The organism is Variovorax sp. 770b2 (assembly GCF_900115685.1).
Classification (GTDB): Bacteria; Pseudomonadota; Gammaproteobacteria; order Burkholderiales; family Burkholderiaceae_C; genus Variovorax.
The window spans coordinates 630,278-649,814 of record NZ_FOXJ01000002.1; the positions used below are offsets into that span (position 1 = coordinate 630,278).

The following is a 19,537-nucleotide window of genomic DNA, read 5'->3' on the forward strand; positions in this document are numbered from 1 at the left end:
CGGCAAGATGGCCGGACTGGACGGACATACAGTAAAGTCGTGCCCCATGCAGACCGCTGCGCCCCCTGTTTTTTCCGCTGCGCCAAAGACTCAGGCCGAACGCCTGGCCGCAGCGCTGGCCACGCTCAACGACGACCAGCGCGCGGCGGTGGAGCACGGTGTCGGCGCTGCGGTGGCCGACGATCATCGCCCGCTGCTGGTGATTGCCGGCGCCGGCTCCGGCAAGACCAGCACGCTGGCGCACCGCGTGGCGCACCTGATCGCCGATGGCGTCGATCCGCAGCGCCTGCTGCTGCTGACCTTCTCGCGCCGCGCCGCGCAGGAAATGGAGCGCCGCGCGGGCCAGGTGCTGGCACGCGTGCTCGGGCTGAAGTCGGAACGGCCGCCCGCGCTGCCGTGGGCCGGCACCTTTCACGGCATCGGGGCGCGTTTGCTGCGCGAATACGCCGGGCAGATCGGCCTGGACGAGAACTTCACCATCCACGACCGCGGCGATGCCGAAGACCTGATGGGGCTGGTGCGCCACGAACTGGGCCTGTCCTCCACGGTGAACCGCTTCCCGCGCAAGGGCACGTGCCTGTCGATCTACTCGCGCTGCGTGAACACGCGCGCCCCGGTGGCCGAGGTGCTGAAGGAGGCCTTCCCGTGGTGCGGCGAATGGGAGGCGCAACTCAAGACGCTGTTTGGCGCCTACGTCCAGGCCAAGCAGCAGCAGAACGTGCTCGACTACGACGACCTGCTGCTCTACTGGGCCGAGATGGTCGGCGAGCCCGCGCTGGCCGAGGCCGTGGGCGCGCGCTTCGACCATGTGCTGGTCGACGAGTACCAGGACACCAACCTGCTGCAGGCCTCGATCCTCCTGGCGATGAAGCCCGACGGACGCGGCGTCACGGTGGTGGGGGACGACGCGCAATCGATCTACTCGTTCCGGGGCGCCACGGTGCGCAACATCCTCGACTTTCCGGCGCAGTTCAGCCAGGCCGCGCGGGTCGTCACGCTGGAGCGCAACTACCGCTCGACGCAGCCGATCCTCGATGTGTCGAACCGCGTGATCGCACAGGCGGCCGAGCGGCATGCCAAGACCCTCTGGACCGACAAGCCCTCCGCCGGTAAGCCGCAATTGGTGCTGGTGCCCGACGAGGCGGGGCAGGCGCGCTGGGTGGCCGACAAGGTGCTCGCGCACCGCGAAGGCGGGCTCGCGCTCAAGTCGCAGGCGGTGCTGTTTCGTACGTCGTCGCACAGTGCGGGGCTCGAACTGGAGCTGGCGCGCCGCAACATCCCGTTCGTGAAGTTCGGCGGCCTCAAGTTTCTCGAGGCCTCGCACGTGAAGGACCTGCTCGCGGTGCTGCGCTTCGCCGAGAACCCGCGCGGGCGCATGGCGGGGTTTCGCGTCACGCAGCTGATCCCCGGCATCGGGCCCGTCACCGGCACGCGGTTGCTCGACGCGATGGACCAGGCCGCCGATCCGGTCGCGGCTGTGCGCGACTTCGTGCCGCCGTCCGCGGCACGCGAGCAGTGGACGGGTTTTGCCGAGGCCTACGCCGCGTTGCGCGCGCCGTCGCTGGCATGGCCGGCCGATGTCGAACTGGCGATGGACTGGTACCTGCCGCACCTGGAGCGCCTCTACGAGGACACCTCCGGCGTGCGCCGCCAGGACGTGGAGCAGCTGGTGCGCCTTGCCGCGGGCTACGGCTCGCGCGAGCGCTTCCTGACCGAACTCACGCTCGATCCGCCCGAAGCCACGAGCGATCGCCCCGGCCCGCCGTTGCTGGACGAGGACTACCTGATCCTCTCCACCATCCATTCGGCCAAGGGCCAGGAGTGGAACTCGGTGCACGTGCTCAACGTGGTCGACGGTTGCCTGCCGGCCGACGTGGCGCAGGGCGCGCACGAACTCGAGGAAGAGCGGCGCCTGCTCTACGTCGCGATGACGCGGGCCCGCGACCACCTGCACCTGCTGGTGCCGCAGCGCTTCTACGTCACGCAGCAGGCGGTGCGGGGCGACCGGCACCTGTATGCGAACCGCACGCGCTTCATCGCCGAATCGGATCTCGCGGGCTTCGAGCAGCAGACCTGGCCACCGCCGCCGGTACGCGCACCCGCGGTGCCACCGCCCACCGCCGTGATCGACCTGCGCAACCGCATGCGCGCGGCCTGGCGCTGAAGCGGCCGGCCCTTCGCCCGGCAGGGTCACCGGGGGAAAAGCGCGTTGACACTTGCCGGCAAAGCGCCACGAAGGCGGGCCAACATGCGTGGGCAGCTATGGATTCAATAGCGGATCGAAGCAGGCTCCGCGAACGCCCGCCACCCGGAGAACCCAGGTATTGCAATACCGTGACAGCTTGGGCATAGTGAATCGACCGACCCCTCTTTCTCCCCCTTCTTCTTCTCTCTCCCCGAACCGCCCCCCTCTGTTTCGCCGGCCACGCTCCATCCCGGAGCGGGGTCATTTCCCCAACCGTCAATTCTCAGGAGGTCATTCATGAATTTGACGATCAGCGGTCATCACCTCGACGTCACCCCTGCCTTGCGCACCTACGTCACGAGCAAGCTGGACCGGATCACACGGCATTTCGACCAGGTGGTCGATGTGAAGGTGATCCTCACGGTGGAAAAGCAGAAGGAAAAGGAACGCCGCCAACGGGCGGAGTGCAACATTCACGTCAAGGGCAATGACATGTTCGCGGAGTCGAGCCACGCTGATCTCTACGCTGCGGTCGATGAACTGGTCGACAAGCTGGACCGCCAGGTGGTCCGCCACAAGGACCGCCTGCAGGACCACCATCACATGGCGCCCAAGCGCGTGATGTGAGCACCGGGCGAGGCCCCCTTGAGGCCCGCTCGCACCACAGGCCGCCTTCGGGCGGCCTTTTGCTTTTCCGACCGTTGCCGTGGGGCTTTGGGGTTTCTGCCTGGTTTCTGCCCAGGGCAGCGAGGCCTCCGGGCAACATGTAAACAGAAAGTAGATAGGGGGACTGGGGGTTTTTACCAACCGGGTGCATAATCGCCCCCGCTCTGCCCCCACCATGAATCGCCTCGCGTCCATCCTGCCGCCCGCCCAAGTGCTTGTGAGCGTTGACGCTACCAGCAAGAAACGTGCTTTCGAAGAAGCTGGCCTTCTGTTCGAAAGCCTTCACGGCCTGGGACGCGCCCTGATCACCGACAGCCTGTTTGCGCGCGAGCGCCTCGGCTCCACGGGCCTCGGCCACGGCGTTGCCATTCCGCATGGCCGCATCAAGGGCCTGAAGGCGCCGATGGCCGCGGTGTTCCAGCTGGCCAATCCCATCGGGTTCGATGCCCCCGACGAGCAGCCCGTCGCCCTCCTGATCTTCCTGCTGGTGCCCGAAGCGGCCACGCAGAAGCACCTGGAAATCCTCTCTGAAATCGCCGAGCTGCTGAGCGATGCCAGCCTGCGCGAACAGATCAAGTCCAGCACCGACGCGGCCGCGCTCCACGGCCTGATCGCCGGCTGGCAGTCGACCCAAGTCGCCTGAGCGCATGCGTCGGCGTGCGCGGCTGCTGCTAAGCTGCGCGACACCTCCTGTCACTCTTCACTCCAATGACGGCGCCGAGCGCCGCCTCCTGAACGCATGAAGCCGACCGTCATCAGCGCCGATGCCATGTTCGAGGAGTTCCGCGGGTCGCTCCGCTGGGAATGGCTCGCAGGGCTCGGAGCCTCGGAGCGCCAGTTCGATCCCGAGGTCATCAGCCGCGCCCAGTCGGCCGCCGACCTGGTCGGCTACCTCAACTACATCCACCCGTACCGCGTGCAGATCCTGGGCGCCCGCGAGGTGGCCTACCTGACGCGCGGCAGCCCCGACGACTGCGCACGCCGCATCGCCCGCATCGTCACGCTGGAGCCGCCGATGCTGGTGCTGGCCGACGGCCAGGCGCCGCCCGATGAGCTGCTGTCGATCTGCGAGCGCGCCCAGCTGCCGCTTTTCGCCACGCGCGAATCGTCGGCTTTCGTCATCGACCTGCTGCGTGCCTACCTGTCCAAGCATTTCGCCGAGCGCACCTCGATGCACGGCGTGTTCATGGACATCCTGGGCATGGGCGTGATGATCACGGGCGAGTCCGGCCTGGGCAAAAGCGAACTCGGCCTGGAGTTGATCTCGCGCGGCAATGGCCTGGTGGCCGACGATGCGGTCGACCTGTACCGCATCAACCAGAACACCATCGAGGGCCGCTGCCCCGACCTGCTGCTGAACCTGCTCGAAGTGCGGGGCATCGGCCTCCTGGACATCCGCGCGATCTTCGGCGAGACGGCGGTGCGCCGGAAGATGCGCCTGAAGCTCATCGTGCACCTGGTGCGGCGCGACAGCTTCGAGCGCGACTACGAGCGCATGCCCTCGGCACCGCTCACGCAGGACGTGCTGGGCATTCCGGTGCGCAAGGTCATCATCCAGGTGGTGGCGGGGCGCAACATCGCCGTGCTGGTCGAGGCGGCCGTGCGCAATTCGATCCTGCAGCTGCGGGGCATCGACACCTATGCGGATTTCGTGGCGCGCCACCACAAGGCGATGGAAAGCGGGCGCGACGGCGACTGACGCCGTCGTTTCGATCGACCGTTCAGCGCTTCTTTACGCAGTCGCCGCAGAGGCCGTAAAGCGACATGGCGTGGTCCTGCAGGATCCAGCCCTTGTCCTTGGAAATCATCTGCTGGCGGCGTTCGATCTCGGCGTCGTAGAACTCCTCGACCTTGCCGCACGAGGTGCAGATCAGGTGGTCGTGGTGCGTGCCCTCGTTGAGCTCGTAGACCGCCTTGCCGCTCTCGAAGTGGCTGCGCTCCAGGATGCCGGCCTGCTCGAACTGCGTCAGCACCCGGTACACGGTGGCCAGGCCGATGTCGGAATGCTCGTTCAGCAGGACGCGAAACACGTCTTCGGCCGTCATGTGCCGCTGGCTGCCGGTCTGGAAGATTTCCAGAATCTTCAGGCGTGGCAAGGTGGCCTTGAGGCCGGTATTCTTGAGTTCGTCGATATTGGCCATTGATGGTTCCTGCGCCCTGTGCCGCGGTCAGGTCCTGAAAAGGTCAGCCGCTACAATGGCCGATCATATCGCTACCCCCTTTTCCTCCCATGCCTGCCATTCTCCAACGCCGTCCCTGGCTGCTGGCTGCTGCCGTCGCCGCGACGCTCTGCCTCGGTGCCTGCAGCGGTTTCAGCGATCGCACGCGGGGCGCGCTGTCCGCGGTCACGCCCTACAAGGTCGAAGTGGTCCAGGGCAACTTCGTGTCGAAGGAGCAGGTCGCGGCGCTCAAGCCCGGCATGTCCCGCCAGCAAGTGCGGGAAATCCTCGGGACTTCGCTGCTGAGCGACGTGTTCCACGCCAACCGCTGGGACTACGTGTTCACCATCCGCCGCCAGGGCGTGGAACCCCAGGAACGCCGCCTGACCGTGTTCTTCAACGGCGAGCTGATGGACCGCTTCGAAGGCGGCGAGATGCCCAGCGAAGAAGAATTCGTCGCCACGCTCGATACCCGCAAGAAGTCCGGCAAGGTGCCCCAGCTCGAGGCCACGGAAGACGAGCTCAAGAAATTCGCGCCGGCCAAGGACGAGAAAGCCGACGCCGCCGCATCGGCCTCCGTGCCGCCGCTGCCGGCCGCCTACCCCCCGCTCGAAGCTGCGCGCTGAGCGCAGCAGGAGCGGGCGGCGCCCGCCGAGTCAGGCGGCGTCCGTCCGGTGCCCTTCTTGGTTCCAGTGGCCTGCGGGCCATCCTGAAGACTGAATCCGCGTGACCGAACCTACCTCCTCTTCCTCCCCCTCTTCCTCCCTTTCGGCCACCCCCGCGCTGCGCCGCATCGCCATCGCCGGTGCCTCCGGCCGCATGGGCCACATGCTGATCGAGGCCGTGCGCAACGCCCCCGACTGCCGCCTGGCCGGCGCGCTCGACATCGCCGGCAGCGAAGCCATCGGCGCCGACGCCGCGGCCTTCCTGGGCTTCACGAGCGGCGTGCCCATCGTGGCGGACCTGCGCACGGGCCTTGCGGATGCACAGGTGCTCATCGACTTCACCCGCCCCGAAGGCACGCTCGCGCACCTGGCGGTCTGCCGCGAACTCGGCGTGCAGGCGGTCATCGGCACCACCGGCTTCAGCGATGCGCAGAAGGCCGAGATCGCCGAGATCGCGAAAGACGTGGCGATCATGCTGGCCCCCAACATGAGCGTGGGCGTCAACGTCACCTTCAAGCTGCTCGAGATGGCCGCCAAGGCGATGTCGACCGGCTACGACATCGAGATCATCGAGGCCCACCACCGCCACAAGGTCGATGCGCCCTCGGGCACCGCGCTCAAGATGGGCGAAGTCATCGCCGATGCGCTGGGCCGCGACCTGAAGGACTGCGCCGTCTATGCCCGCGAAGGCATCACCGGCGAGCGCGATCCCTCGACCATCGGCTTCTCGGCCATCCGCGGCGGCGACATCGTGGGCGACCATACCGTGCTCTTCGCCGGCATCGGCGAGCGCATCGAGATCACGCACAAGTCGTCCAGCCGCGTGACCTACGCACAGGGCGCGCTGCGCGCGGTGCGCTTCCTGGCCGGCCAGAAAGCGGGCCTGTTCGACATGTACGACGTGCTGGGTCTTCGCTAAGGGAAACCGATGAGCGTGTTCCAACTGCTGACCCAGGGCGACGGCGTCAGCCGTTCGGTGGCGGCGCTGCTGCTGGCCATGTCGATCGCCAGCTGGGTCGTGATCCTCTGGAAGGCGTGGCTGCTGCGCGGCGGCACGCGCGACGTGCTGCGCGGCATCGCGGCGTTCTGGCAGTCGGCCACGCTGGCCGATGCCGAGCAGAAGCTCAAGGCATTCGACCGGGCCACGCTGGTGCTGCCGGCGGTCGTCGCCATCAAGAATGCGGCCGCTGTCGATGTCAGTGGAACGCTGGGTGCCACGGGCGACCGCAACCAGCGCCTGACGCGCGCCCTGCGCGATGCCCTGCACGCTGCGCTGCGGCGCCTCCAGGCCGGGCAGATTCTTCTCGCGACGGTCGGCGCCACCGCGCCCTTCGTCGGCCTCCTGGGCACGGTCTGGGGCATCTACGGCGCGCTGGCGGGCATCGCGGGCCAGACCGGCGGCTTCACCATCGACAAGGTGGCCGGCCCGGTTGGCGAAGCGCTCGTCATGACGGCCTTCGGCCTGGCGGTCGCCATTCCGGCCGTGCTGGCCTACAACGTGTTCGGCCGCGTCATCGGCCGCATCGAGGCCGAGCTCGAAGGCTTCGCGCACGACCTGCTCGGCAGCTTCGGCGAGGCGCCGGCACCGGCCGCACCGCCGCCGGCGCGGCCGATGCCCGTCTAAACAGGGAGCAGCGCGCCATGGCCTTCGGACGCACTTCGCTCGGCAGCAGCGCCGCAGGCGGCGGGCGAGCCACGGGCGCCGGCGGGCAGCGACCGCTCTCGGACATCAACGTCACGCCGCTGGTCGACGTGATGCTGGTGCTGCTGGTGATCTTCATCATCACGGCGCCGCTGATGGCCAGCTCGATCAAGCTCGACCTGCCGCAGACCGATGCGGGCCAGCCCAACGACACGCCCAAGTTCGTGAGTCTCTCGGTCGATGCATCGGGCAAGGTCTTCCTGAACGACAAGCCCGTGACCGACGAAGAGCTGGCTGCCCAACTCGAGAAAGCCGCCGCGGACAGCAAGGACACCGAAATGCAACTGCGCGCCGACCAGACCGTGCCCTACGGCAAGGTGGTGGCGCTCATGGGCATCGCGAACAAGGCGGGGTTGAGCCGAATCGGTTTCGTGACAGAGGCTGAAGCAGCCGCCGAAAAGCCGCGCTGATCCTGGCTTTGCTCCTTCCCCCTCTGGGGGAAGGTGGGATGGGGGCAAGCGGCCTCTGAAAAGCCGCGGTGATTGTTACCCCGCCGTGTCCCCACCCCAGCCCTCCCCCAGAGGGGGAGGGAGAAATACCGAAACGAAACCTCAGCCCAGCACCACCGGTTTCGTGTTCCAGATCTCGTGCGCGTACTGCGCGATCGTGCGGTCCGACGAAAACGCCCCCATCCCCGCCACATTGAGGATCGCCATCCGCGTCCACGCGTCCGAATCGCGGTACAGCGCATCGACCTCGGCCTGCTTGGCGACATAGCTCGCGTAGTCGGCCAGCAGCAGGTAGTGGTCGCCCCAGTTCACCAGCGCGTCGTAGATGCCCTGGTAGCGCGATGGCTCGCCCGGCGAGAACGCGCCGTCGCGGATCGCATCGAGCACGCGCTTCAATTCCGCGTTCTCTTCGTAGATCTCGCGTGGCTGGTAGCCGCGCGCCCGGATGTCCGCCACCTCCGGCGTCGTGTTGCCGAAGATGAAGATGTTCTCCGGCCCCACGTTCTCGCGCATCTCCACGTTGGCGCCGTCCAGCGTGCCGATGGTGAGCGCACCGTTCAGCGCGAACTTCATGTTGCCGGTGCCCGAGGCCTCGGTGCCCGCGGTGGAAATCTGCTCCGAAAGGTCGGCCGCCGGCATGATGATTTCCGCCAGGCTCACGCTGTAGTTCGGCAAGAACACCACCTTCAGCAGCTTGCCCACACGCGTATCGGCGTTGACGGTGCTCGCCACGTCGTTGATGAGCCGGATCACCAGCTTGGCCATCACGTAGGCCGAGGCCGCCTTGCCCGCGAACACCACCACGCGCGGCACGATGTCGATGGGCGTTCCGGCGGCTTGCGCATCCAGGATGCGGTGGTAGCGCGCCACCACGTGCAGCACGTTGAGCAGCTGCCGCTTGTACTCGTGGATGCGCTTGACCTGCACGTCGAACATCGCATCGGTGTCCAGGTCGATCTTCAGGTGCTCCCCGACCCAGTTGGCCAGCCGCAGCTTGTTCTCGCGCTTGGCGTGGCGGAACGCGCGCACGAAGGCGGGCTGCGCGGCCATGGGCTTGAGCGCCTCCAGCTGCGACAGGTCGCGCCGCCAGCCCTTGCCGATGCGCTGGTCCAGCAGCCCGGCCAGCGGCGGGTTGGCCTGCGCGAGCCAGCGGCGCGGCGTGACGCCGTTGGTCTTGTTGTTGAAGCGCTCGGGAAAGATCTTGTCGAAGTCCGCGAAGATCGACTGCTTCATCAGCTCCGAGTGAAGACCCGAGACGCCATTGATCGAGTGGCTCGCGAGCACCGCCACGTAGGCCATGCGCACGCGCCGCTCGCCCGATTCGTCGACCAGCGAGAGCCGGCGCATCAGCTCCACGTCGTTGCCCACCTTCTGCGTCACGGTGGCCAGGAACTTCGCGTTCATGTCGTAGATGATCTGCAGGTGCCGCGGCAGGATGCGCCCCAGCATCTCCACCGGCCAGGTCTCCAGCGCCTCGTGCATCAGCGTGTGGTTGGTGTAGCTGAACACCTTCTGCGTGTGCGCCCAGGCCTCGTCCCATGCGAGGCCGTGTTCGTCGAGCAGGAGGCGCATGAGCTCGGGCACCGCGAGCACAGGGTGCGTGTCGTTCAGGTGGATGCTGACCTTCTCGGAGAGCTGCTCGAAGGTCTTGTGGCTGCGCAGGTACCGGCGCAAGAGGTCCTGCACGCTGGCGCTGCAGAAGAAATACTCCTGGTGCAGGCGCAGCTCGCGGCCCGAGGGCGTGGAGTCGTCGGGGTAGAGCACCCGCGAGACGTTCTCCGACTGGTTCTTGCTCTCCACCGCGCCCATGTAGTTGCCGCGGTTGAAGGCCGAGAGGTCGATTTCCTCGGTGGCGCGCGCCGACCAGAGCCTGAGCGTGTTGGTGGCCTGCGTGCCGTAGCCCGGGATGATGGTGTCGTAGGCCACGGCCAGCACGTCGTGCGTGTCGACCCAGTCGGCCGCGCCGTAGGGCGCATTCAGGCCTTCGCGTTTCTGCACATGGCCGCCGAAGCGTACCCGGTAGTTCACCTCGGGACGCTGGAACTCCCAGGGGTTGCCGCGCGTGAGCCAGTAGTCGGGCGTCTCCACCTGCTGGCCGTCGACGATGCGCTGGCGGAACATGCCGTATTCATAGCGGATGCCGTAGCCCATGCCCGGCACGCCGAGCGTGGCCATCGAATCGAGAAAGCAGGCCGCGAGCCGTCCGAGGCCGCCGTTGCCGAGCGCGGCATCGGGCTCGCGCTCGGCCAGCGCCGACATGTCGACGCCGAAGTCGGCCAGGGCTTCGCGCACCGTGTCGTACAGGTCCACCGCGAGCAGCGCGTTGGTGAAGGTGCGCCCGATGAGGAACTCCATCGAGAGGTAGTAGACGCGCTTCAGGTCCTGCGCGTAGTTGGCGCGCGTGGTCATCATCCAGCGCTCCACCAGCTGGTCGCGCACGGCCTGCGAGGTGGCGTTGAGCCAGTCGTCCTGGCTGGCGGCGACCGGGTCCTTGCCGACCGCATAGATCAGCTTGTTGGCCACGGCGCGCTTGAAGGCCGCAACGTCGCGGTCGGGGTGGTCGTAGGCGAAGTCTTTGATCGTCATGGTGGGGCGCTCTGGTGTGAGTGGTTAGGGTTGCAGCCGCGGGATCTTCGCGAGAACACCGCGGAACCGGCTTTGCCGGGCCGCTGGCATTGCCTCCCGTGAGGGGGCTGGCGAAGCGACGCGAAGTGCGCGAAGACGGGGGGTCATTCCATGCTCTGCCTGTAGACGTCGATGTACTGGGCGGCGGCCGTGGCCCAGTCGGCCGGACGCCGCATGGCATGGCCGCGCACGCGGCGCCAGTCGGGCGCGCGCTGGTAGAGGGCGAAGGCACGGCGCAGCGCGCGTTCGTAGTCGGCCGCGTCGAAGCGGTCGAACACGAAGCCGGTGGCCTCGCCGCTCGCCATGTCTTCCAGCGTGCTGTCGACCACCGTGTCGGCCAGCCCGCCCACGCGGCGCACCAGCGGCAGGCTGCCGTATTTCAGGCCGTACATCTGCGTGAGGCCGCAGGGCTCGAAGAGCGACGGCACCAGCGTCACGTCGCCGCCGCCGAAGAGCTGGTGCGCGAGCGTCTCGTTGTAGCCGATGGTCACGCTGACCGATTCCGGCGCCGCCGCCGCGCGCTGGCGGAAGGCCTCTTCGAGCCACGCTTCGCCGCTGCCCAGCAGCGCGAGCTGGCCGCCCTGGGCGAGCAGCGCGTCGATGCCGCCGAGCACGAGGTGCAGGCCCTTCTGCTCGGTGAGCCGGCTCACGAGAATGAAAAGCGGCGCATCGGGCCGCTCGGCGAGGCCAAGCTGGTGTTGCAGCACCGCCTTGCAGCGCGCCTTGCCCGCCATGTGGCGGCCCTCGGGCGTGTGATAGCCCTGCACCAGCGCGGCGTCGGAGGCCGGGTTCCAGACCTTGTCGTCCACCGCGTTCAGGATGCCGGTGAGCGCGCCGCTGCGCTGGCGCAGCAGGCCGTCCAGGCCGCAGCCCTGCTCGGGCGTCTGGATCTCCAGCGCGTAGGTCGGGCTCACCGTGGTGAGCCGGTCGGCGAAGTACAGGCCGGCTTTCATGAACGAGACCTGCCCGTGGTATTCGAGCCCGTTCATGTGGAAGGCGGGGCCCGGCAAGCCAAGGTCGGTGAAATGCCAGGGCGCGAAGATGCCCTGGTAGGCCAGGTTGTGCACCGTGAACACGGTGCCCACGCGCAAATCACGGTTCGGGCCGGCCTGCCGCGCAAAGGCGATGTAGGCGGGCGCCAGCGCCGCATGCCAGTCGTGCGCATGCACGACCTCGGGCTGCCACGCCGGGTCGAGCCCCTTTGCCAGTTGCGCCGCGGCCCAGCCGAGCAGCGCGAAGCGCCGGTGGTTGTCGGCGTAGGGCTGGCGCGCCGTGTCCTCGTAGGGATTGCCGGGCCGGTCGTACAGGGCCGGCGCGTCGATCACGTAGGCGCGGATCGCCGGCGCACCGTCGATGGCGATGTGCCCGGCGCGCAGGCCGAAGCGCTCGCCCCAGGGCGCATTGAAATCCGCCACCGGTGCCAGGTCGCGCACCCCGGCCACAATGGCCGGAAAGCCCGGCAGCAGCACGCGGGCGTCCTGTCCTTCGGCCATGAGCGCCAGGGGCAGGGCGCCGGCGATGTCCGCCAGTCCGCCGGTCTTCAGGAGGGGAAAGAGTTCGGCGCTGACCTGGAGGATTCGCATCGTGGCGGGTTGCGGCCTCAGGCGGCCAGGCGTTTGAGCATTTCGCGTGTGACCAGCACCACCCCGTTCTCGGTGCGCTCGAAGCGCGCGGCGTCGGCGACCGGATCTTCGCCGATCACCATCTCGTCGGGTATGACGCAGGCGCGGTCGATCACCACCCGGTTGAGCCGGGCGCCGCGGCCCACTTCCACGTCGGGCAGCAGCACGGCCTCGTTGATCTCGCAGAAGGAGTGGATGCGCACGCCCGAGAACAGCACCGAGCTGCTCACCTTGGAGCCCGAGACGATGCAGCCGCCCGAGACGATGGTGTTGACCGTCATGCCGTGCTGGCCGTGGCGGTCGAGCACGAACTTGGCCGGGGGCAATTGCCGCTGGTAGGTCCAGATGGGCCAGTCGGTGTCATAGATGTCGAGCTCCGGGGTGATCGAGGCCAGGTCGAGGTTGGCTGCCCAGAATGCATCAATCGTGCCCACGTCGCGCCAGTAGGCCTTGGCATCGGGCCCGCGCGAGGCCCGCGTGACGCAGGACATGCCGAACGGATGCGCCAGCGCCCGGCCCTGCGCCACGGCGCGCGGGATGATGTCCTTGCCGAAATCGTGGCTCGAATCGGGGTTGGCGTTGTCTTCTTCCAGCAGCTGGTAGAGGTAGGCGGAGTCGAACACGTAGATGCCCATGCTGGCCAGCGCCACGTCGGGGTTGCCCGGCATGGCGGGCGGGTCGGCCGGCTTTTCGAGAAAGGCGGTGATCTGCCGGCCGTCGTCGATGGCCATCACGCCGAAGGCGGTGGCCTCCATGCGCGGCACCTCGATGCAGCCGACCGTGCAGCCCAGGCCGCGCTCGGCATGGTCCTTCACCATGATCGAGTAGTCCATCTTGTAGATGTGGTCGCCGGCCAGCACCACCACGTAGTCGTGCGGCGTGGAGCGGGTCTGGATGATGTCCAGGTTCTGGAACACCGCATCGGCCGTGCCGCGGTACCAGTGCTCGTCGCCCACGCGCTGCTGCGCGGGGAGCACGTCGACCATCTCGTTGAGCTCGGCCCGCAGGAAGCTCCAGCCGCGCTGCAGGTGGCGCATGAGCGAATGCGACTTGTACTGCGTGACCACCGCCATGCGCCGGATGCCCGAGTTCAGGCAGTTGGACAGCGCGAAATCGATGATGCGGAACTTGCCGCCGAAGTACACGGCCGGCTTGGCCCGCCGGTCGGTCAGCTGCTTCAGGCGCGAGCCCCTGCCGCCGGCCAGCACCAGGGCGATGGTGCGGCGGACCAGTTGGTGGGCCTGCAGAGGGGCCTGCGGGGGGGGCGTGGTGAGCTGGTTGTCCATCCTGTGTCTCCGTTCGTTTGTTGGAATGCGCCGTCAGAGTTTCTGCATCGAGACTAGCACCGCGCCGTGCGCATGGCTCCTACGTTCTTGCAACCCGGATGCTCGAAAAAGGCACTTCTGCCGCATCGCCGAGCGCCTCTGGCGAAGCGCCGTGGTCATGCGCGGGATCGGTCGAGAGACAACTGCGCCAGGTGCCCGCGGGCAGCGTGAAATTCACCGTCTCCGCGCCTGCATTGACGAGCACCAGCCATGCGCCCGAGTCCTCCGTCGCGGCGCTTTCGAAGGCGATCGCAAGGGCCGTGCCCACGTGCCAGTCGTCCGGTGTCATCGGCTGGCCGTCGGGGCGCAGCCAGCGGATGCCCGGCGTTCCCTCGGGTGGCGCGGCCGGCCACCAGCGCGTGCTGCGCAGCGGCGCGGCTTCGCGGCGCAAGGCGGTGAGCCGTGCCACGAAGTCGCTCGTGCGCGTTATGTCGCCCGCGGGGTCCGACGCGCCGATCCATGCGAGCCAGGTGGTCTCGTTGTCCTGGCAATAGGCGTTGTTGTTGCCCTGCTGGCTGTGGCCCAGCTCGTCGCCCGCCAGCAGCATCGGCGTGCCCTGCGAGAGCAGCAGCACCGCGAGCAGCGCGCGCTGCAGCCGGCTGCGTTTCGCCAGCACGCCAGCGTCGTCGCTCGGGCCTTCGACGCCGCAGTTGTTGCTCAGGTTGTGGGCATGGCCGTCGCGGTTGCCCTCGCCGTTGGCGAGGTTGTGGCGCTCTTCGTAGCTCACGAGGTCGCGCAGCGTGAAGCCGTCGTGCGCGGTGATGAAGTTGACGCTCGCCACCGGCGCGCGGCCGTGGTGGGCGAACTGCGTGCTGGAGGCGGTGAAGCGGTGCGCGAAATCGCCCAGGCCCGCGGCGCCGTCGCGCCCTTGCCGCAGCCAGAAGCCGCGCTGCGTGTCGCGGTAGCGGTCGTTCCATTCGAGCCAGCCCGGCGGGAATTCGCCGAGGCGATAGCCGCCGGGTCCGATGTCCCACGGCTCGGCGATCAAGAGCGTGCGCGAGAGCACCGGGTCTTGCGCGATGGCCGCGAAGAAGGGCGCGCGCGGATCGAACCCCGTGGCGGCATCGCGCCCGAGCACCGGCGCGAGGTCGAAGCGGAAGCCGTCGACGCCCATCTCGCAAGCCCAGAAGCGCAGGCTGTCCATCACGAGCTGCAGCACGCGGGGCTCGCCGAGGTTCAGGCAGTTGCCGGTGCCGGTCCAGTTTTCGTAGAGCGCGCGGTCGTCTTCGCGCAGGTGGTAGTACAGGGCGTTGTCGATGCCACGCAGCGAGAGCGTGGGGCCGGCCTCGTCGCTCTCGGCGCTGTGGTTGTAGACCACGTCGATCACCAGCTCCATGCCGCGCGCGTGCACCGCGTCGGCCATCGCGCGAAATTCGCTTGCGGGCGTGGTGCCGGGGCGGCCGCTCCAGTAGCGGGCCTCGGGCGCGAACCAGCCGATGGTGTTGTAGCCCCAGTAGTTGGTGAGGCCCATGGCCAGGAGGCGCTGCTCGTCGGCGCGGTGCTGCACGGGCATGAGGCTCAGCGTGGTGACGCCCAGGCGCTGCAGGTGGTCGAGCACCGCGGGCTCGGCGAGGCCGGCGTAGGTGCCGCGCAGCGCGGCGGGCACGCCGGGGTGCAGGCGGGTCTGGCCGCGGACGTGCAGTTCGTAGAGCACGCGGTCGCCGGACGCGATGCGTGCGTGGCCCGGCGGCGTCGCCGCGCCCATGGCGGCCACTGCACGGCCCTTGAGCGCGATGGCGCCGTTGTCGCGCCCGTCGCGCTGGTCGGGGCGCGCCGGGTCGTGCCCGAGGAACAGGTCGCTGCCGTCGTAACGCCCCACGATCTCTCGCGCATACGGATCGAGCAACAGCTTGGCGGGATTGAAGCGTTGCCCGTCGTGCGGCGCCCACGGGCCGTGCACGCGGTAGCCGTAGACCAGGCCTTTGCGGCCGGCCGGCAGCAGCCCGTGCCAGACGCCATCGGTGCACGCAGGCAGGCAGAGGCGTTGCTGTTCGTTCTGCCCGGTGCCATCGAAGAGGCAGAGTTCCACGGACTCCGCGGTGGGGGCTGCTATCGCGAAGTTGACGCCTTGAGGTGCCGGGGTTGCGCCCAAGGGGAACGGAGTGCCGGGGCTCAGCATTCCTGTTGCCCCTGGATCGGTCGGGTTTCCGGGGCCGGGTCGAGACGCGGCCCCAGGAAAAAAGGCATCCCCGGAACCATCAGGCCAGCACCCACATCACAGTCGCCAGCGGCGGCACGCTGACGCAAACAGAATCCGCCTTCCCGTGCCATGCGGTCGGCGCACTTTCGACGATGCCGTTCCCCACGCCGCTCCCGCCATAAACGGCGCCATCCGTGTTGATGATCTCGCGATAGGCCCCCGCAACAGGCACCCCCAGCCGGTACGAGTGCCGCGGCAAAGGCGTGAAGTTGCACACGACGACAACGAACGCCCCGTCCCGCGCCTTGCGGACAAAGGCGAACACCGACTGGTCCGCATCGTCATGCACGGTCCATTCGAACCCGGCTGCGTCGTTGTCCAGCTCGTGCAGCGCGGGAAAGTGCCGGTACACGTTGTTCAGGTCGCGCACCAGCCGCCGCACCCCTTGGTGCGGCGCATGCTCCAGCAGGTGCCAGTCGAGGCTGCGGTCCGCATTCCACTCGGCGACCTGCGCGAACTCGCCGCCCATGAACAGCAGCTTCTTTCCCGGATACCCCCAGAGGTAGCCGTACAGGTTGCGCAGCCCCGCGAACTTCTGCCACTCGTCGCCCGGCATCCGCCCGATCATCGAGCCCTTGCCGTGCACCACCTCGTCGTGCGAGAGCGGCAGCACGAAGTTCTCGGTGTGCGCGTACATCAGCCCGAAGGTGACCTGCTGGTGGTGGTGCCTGCGGTAGACCGCATCGGTGCCCGCATACGCCAGCGTGTCGTTCATCCAGCCCATGTTCCACTTGTAGTGAAAGCCCAGCCCGCCGTTTTCCGGCGGCCGCGTCACGCCCGGGAAGCTCGTCGATTCCTCGGCCAGCGTCACCGCGCCGGGCCGCTCGATGCCCACCACGCGGTTCATGCGGCGAAGAAAATCGATGGCCTCCAGGTTCTCGCGCCCGCCCTGCGCATTCGGCACCCACTCGCCGGCCTTGCGGCTGTAGTCGCGGTACAGCATCGAGGCCACCGCATCCACGCGCAGGCCGTCGACGCCATAGCGCTCCAGCCAGTACAGCGCATTGCCCACCAGGTAGTTGCGCACCTCCGTGCGCGCGAAGTTGAAGATCAGCGTCTGCCAGTCGTTGTGAAAGCCCTCGCGCGGATCGGCGTATTCGTACAGCGCCGTGCCGTCGAAGTTTCCGAGGCCGTGCGCATCGGTCGGGAAGTGCGCGGGCACCCAGTCCAGGATCACCCCCAGCCCCGCCGCATGCGCAGCCTCCACGAAATGACGGAAGTCGCCGGGCGTGCCGAAGCGCGAGGTCGGCGCATAGAGCCCGATCGGCTGGTAGCCCCACGAGCCGTCGAAAGGGTGCTCGCTGATGGGCAGCAGCTCGATGTGCGTGAAGCCCATGTCGCGGGCGTAGGGCACCAGCGTGTCGGCCAGCTCGCGGTAGTCGAGCCACTCGTGGCCGTTCTTGCGGCGCCACGAGCCCAGGTGCACCTCGTAGATGCTGATCGGTGCGTGGCGCTCGTTGGCCTCGGCGCGCCCCTCGGGCATCTTCACCGCCGCCGGCAGCGGCGCCACCACGCAGGCCGTGTCGGGCCGCAGCCGCGAGGAGAACGCGAACGGGTCGGCCTTGCGCAGCACCTCGCCGTGCGCCGACAGGATCTCGAACTCGTAGCTGTCGCCGGTGGCCACGTGCGGCGCGAAGATTTCCCACACGCCGCACTCGCGGCGCAGCCGCATCATGTGGCGCCGGCCGTCCCAGTTGTTGAAGTCGCCGACCACCGACACGCGCCGCGCGTTCGGCGCCCAGACCGCGAAGGCCACGCCCTTGACGCCGTCGATCTCGCGCAGGTGCGCGCCCAGCCGCTCCCAGGGCCGCAGGTGCGTGCCCTCGGCCAGCAGCCACACGTCGGTCTCGCCGAGCACGAACGGAAAGCGGTACGGGTCTTCGAGCCGCGAGGTGTGCGAGCCCCATTCGACCTGGAACGAATAGCCAAGACGCGCTTCCGCCGCCGGCACCAGGCCGCTGAACAGGTCGGAGCCCTCCTGCCGCGTGAGCATCGCCAGCGGCCAGCCGGTGCGCGAATGCATCACCGCCACGCTCTGTGCGCCGGGCATCAGGGCGCGCACCTCCAGCCCCTCGCGCGTTTCGTGCGGCCCGAGCACGGCGAACGGATCGCCGTGTTCGGCGCGCATCAGGGCGCGGACTTCGGAGGCGGGCAGGGACTTCGATGGCATGGTGATCAGCTTTGTCCTTCTTCGTGGGCAGGTGTTCCGAAAAAGACTCCCCAGGGCGTCAGCGCCAGCATGCGCTTTTCGCCATCGCCGTGCACGGCGGCGCCGCCCGCCAGCGGATGGCCTTGCAGCGGCACCAGCGCCTCGCGCAGCGGGATCGACACGGCCTTGCTCCCCATGTTGAAGACCGCCTGCAGCGACCGGCTCCCGTCGCGCCGCTCGAACCGAAGCACGGGCTCGGGCGCGTCGAAGAACACGATGCGGCCGGTGCGCAGCAGCGGCTGCGTGCGGCGCCAGTGCAGCAGCGCGCGGCTGAAGGCCAGCATCGAGCCCGGTTCGTCGGCCTGGTTGTCGATGGCCAGCGGCAGGTGCGGGCCGTACACCGGCAGCCACGGCGTGCCGGTGGTGAAGCCGCCGTGGGGCGCATCGGCCTGCCACGGAATCGGGGTGCGGCAGCCGTCGCGGCCCTTGAACTCGGGCCAGAAGGCGCGGCCGTAGGGGTCCTGCAGCAGCGCGAAGGGAACCTCGGCTTCGGGCAAGCCGAGCTCTTCGCCCTGGTAGATGCTGGCGCTGCCGCGCAGCGTGAGCAGCAGGGTGAGCCAGAGGCGGTCGCGACGGGTGTCGGGCGCCTTGCCGTCGCTCCAGCGCGTGGCCACGCGCGGCACGTCGTGATTCGACACCGCCCAGCAGCCCCAGCCGCCCGTGGGCGCGAGCGCGAGGTCGAGCGTCTCGACCTGGTGGCGCAGGTGTTTGGCGCTGTGCTCCGCCGTCAGCAGGCTGAAGCTGTAGGCCAGGTGCAGGCGCTTGCCCAGCTCGGTGTACTGCGCCATGACGAGCGGCGCGTTCTCGTCGCCGACCTCGCCCAGCGCGACCGCGCCGTAGCTGTCGAGCAATTGGCGCAGGCGCTCCAGGAACACGAGGTTCTCCTGCTGGCTCTTGTCGTACAGGTGCTGCTGCATCGCGTAGGGGTTGTCGGCGCGCACGGTGCTGACCTCGTCGATCGACGCGAGCGAAGCGGGCGGGTTGTCGCGCAGCAGCGCGTCGTGGAACTGGTGGTTGCAGGCATCGAAGCGAAAGCCGTCCACGCCGCGCTCGCACCAGAAGCGCACCTCGCCGAGCAGGGCGTCCTGCACCTGGACGCAATGGAAGTTGAGATCGGGCTGCTCGGCAAGAAAGCTGTGCAGGTAGTACTGCCTGCGGCGCGAGTCCCACTGCCAGGCCGAGCCGCCGAAGACCGAGAGCCAGTTGGTGGGCGGCGTGCCGTCGGGCCTGGGGTCGGCCCAGACGTACCAGTCGGCCTTCGGGTTGTCGCGACTCGATCGGCTTTCGGCGAACCACGCGTGCTGGTCGGAGGTGTGCGAGAGCACCTGGTCGATGATGAGTTTCAGGCCCAGCGCATGCATGCGCGCGAGCATCGCGTCGAAGTCGGCGAGCGTGCCGAAGAGCGGATCGACCGCGCGGTAGTCGGACACGTCGTAGCCGAAGTCCTTCATCGGCGAGCGGAAGAAGGGCGAGACCCAGATCGCATCGACCCCCAGGCTGGCCACGTGGTCCAGCCGGGCCGTGATGCCGGGCAGGTCGCCGATGCCGTCGCCGTTGCTGTCCATGAAGCTGCGCGGGTAGATCTGGTAGATCACCGCGCCGCGCCACCATTCGCTGTTGCTGCTATTGATGCTGCTGCCCATGCCTGCCCCTGTGGTCGGAATTCATTGTGGCATGCGAGATTCGGGCCAGTCATACGCGCTTGCGGGCGACTGTGCGTGATTGGACAG

General features: G+C 68.3%; 15 protein-coding genes. 8 read left to right on the plus strand and 7 right to left on the minus strand.

The genetic code is table 11. The features are described 5' to 3' along the window. Positions 1-46: 46 nt before the first annotated feature. From BM133_RS18515 to hprK, 4 genes are all read left to right on the plus strand, one after another. Complete coding sequence (locus BM133_RS18515) at positions 47-2,164, plus strand: ATP-dependent helicase (RefSeq protein WP_093436670.1); 2,118 nt, start codon at positions 47-49, stop codon at positions 2,162-2,164. A 318-nt stretch (positions 2,165-2,482) separates the two neighbouring features. Then, positions 2,483-2,812 (plus strand): ribosome hibernation-promoting factor, HPF/YfiA family, encoded by a 330-nt coding sequence (gene hpf / locus BM133_RS18520; protein WP_093436673.1) that lies wholly within the window; start codon positions 2,483-2,485, stop codon positions 2,810-2,812. Positions 2,813-3,026: 214 nt separating this feature from the next. Then, positions 3,027-3,494 (plus strand): PTS sugar transporter subunit IIA, encoded by a 468-nt coding sequence (locus BM133_RS18525; RefSeq protein ID WP_093127334.1) that lies wholly within the window; start codon positions 3,027-3,029, stop codon positions 3,492-3,494. A 96-nt stretch (positions 3,495-3,590) separates the two neighbouring features. Next, the gene (hprK, locus tag BM133_RS18530) at positions 3,591-4,550 is read left to right on the plus strand and encodes an HPr(Ser) kinase/phosphatase (RefSeq protein ID WP_093436676.1); all 960 of its coding nucleotides are present in this window, start codon (positions 3,591-3,593) and stop codon (positions 4,548-4,550) included. A gap of 22 nt (positions 4,551-4,572) precedes the next feature. Here the strand turns inward: hprK and fur are convergent, their stop codons facing one another. Continuing rightward, positions 4,573-4,992 carry a ferric iron uptake transcriptional regulator gene (gene fur, locus BM133_RS18535; RefSeq protein ID WP_013538901.1) on the minus strand — a complete coding sequence of 140 codons (420 nt, stop codon included), beginning with the start codon at positions 4,990-4,992 and terminating at the stop codon, positions 4,573-4,575. 89 nt (positions 4,993-5,081) lie between these two features. Between fur and BM133_RS18540 the strand changes: the two genes are divergently transcribed. The 4 genes from BM133_RS18540 to BM133_RS18555 all read left to right on the plus strand — a co-directional run bounded on the left by BM133_RS18540 (position 5,082) and on the right by BM133_RS18555 (position 7,787). Further along, on the plus strand, positions 5,082-5,636 hold the full coding sequence (locus BM133_RS18540; RefSeq protein ID WP_093436679.1) for an outer membrane protein assembly factor BamE: 555 nt from the start codon (positions 5,082-5,084) through the stop codon (positions 5,634-5,636). A 193-nt stretch (positions 5,637-5,829) separates the two neighbouring features. Then, positions 5,830-6,594 carry a 4-hydroxy-tetrahydrodipicolinate reductase gene (gene dapB, locus BM133_RS18545; protein WP_371286345.1) on the plus strand — a complete coding sequence of 255 codons (765 nt, stop codon included), beginning with the start codon at positions 5,830-5,832 and terminating at the stop codon, positions 6,592-6,594. Between the two features lie 9 nt (positions 6,595-6,603). Further along, entirely contained in the window at positions 6,604-7,299 is a 696-nt protein-coding gene (locus BM133_RS18550; RefSeq protein WP_093436684.1) for a MotA/TolQ/ExbB proton channel family protein, read from the plus strand. Between the two features lie 17 nt (positions 7,300-7,316). Then, a complete protein-coding gene (locus tag BM133_RS18555) occupies positions 7,317-7,787 on the plus strand; it encodes an ExbD/TolR family protein (RefSeq protein WP_093436686.1) in 471 nt (156 codons plus the stop codon). Between the two features lie 141 nt (positions 7,788-7,928). Here BM133_RS18555 and BM133_RS18560 read toward each other — a convergent pair whose 3' ends face one another. The 6 genes from BM133_RS18560 to BM133_RS18585 form a co-directional block, all read right to left on the minus strand. Beyond that, a complete protein-coding gene (locus BM133_RS18560; RefSeq protein WP_093436689.1) occupies positions 7,929-10,412 on the minus strand; it encodes a glycogen/starch/alpha-glucan phosphorylase in 2,484 nt (827 codons plus the stop codon). A gap of 143 nt (positions 10,413-10,555) precedes the next feature. Beyond that, positions 10,556-12,034, minus strand: a complete 1,479-nt coding sequence (gene glgA, locus BM133_RS18565) for a glycogen synthase GlgA (protein WP_093436692.1) — start codon at positions 12,032-12,034, stop codon at positions 10,556-10,558. Positions 12,035-12,051: 17 nt separating this feature from the next. Further along, complete coding sequence (gene glgC / locus BM133_RS18570; RefSeq protein WP_093436695.1) at positions 12,052-13,359, minus strand: glucose-1-phosphate adenylyltransferase; 1,308 nt, start codon at positions 13,357-13,359, stop codon at positions 12,052-12,054. Between the two features lie 79 nt (positions 13,360-13,438). Then, the gene (glgX, locus tag BM133_RS18575) at positions 13,439-15,517 is read right to left on the minus strand and encodes a glycogen debranching protein GlgX (protein WP_093436698.1); all 2,079 of its coding nucleotides are present in this window, start codon (positions 15,515-15,517) and stop codon (positions 13,439-13,441) included. A 79-nt stretch (positions 15,518-15,596) separates the two neighbouring features. Then, on the minus strand, positions 15,597-17,768 hold the full coding sequence (gene glgB / locus BM133_RS18580) for a 1,4-alpha-glucan branching protein GlgB (protein ID WP_093436702.1): 2,172 nt from the start codon (positions 17,766-17,768) through the stop codon (positions 15,597-15,599). Between the two features lie 5 nt (positions 17,769-17,773). After that, positions 17,774-19,450 carry an alpha-amylase family glycosyl hydrolase gene (locus tag BM133_RS18585; protein WP_093436705.1) on the minus strand — a complete coding sequence of 559 codons (1,677 nt, stop codon included), beginning with the start codon at positions 19,448-19,450 and terminating at the stop codon, positions 17,774-17,776. Positions 19,451-19,537: the final 87 nt, after the last annotated feature.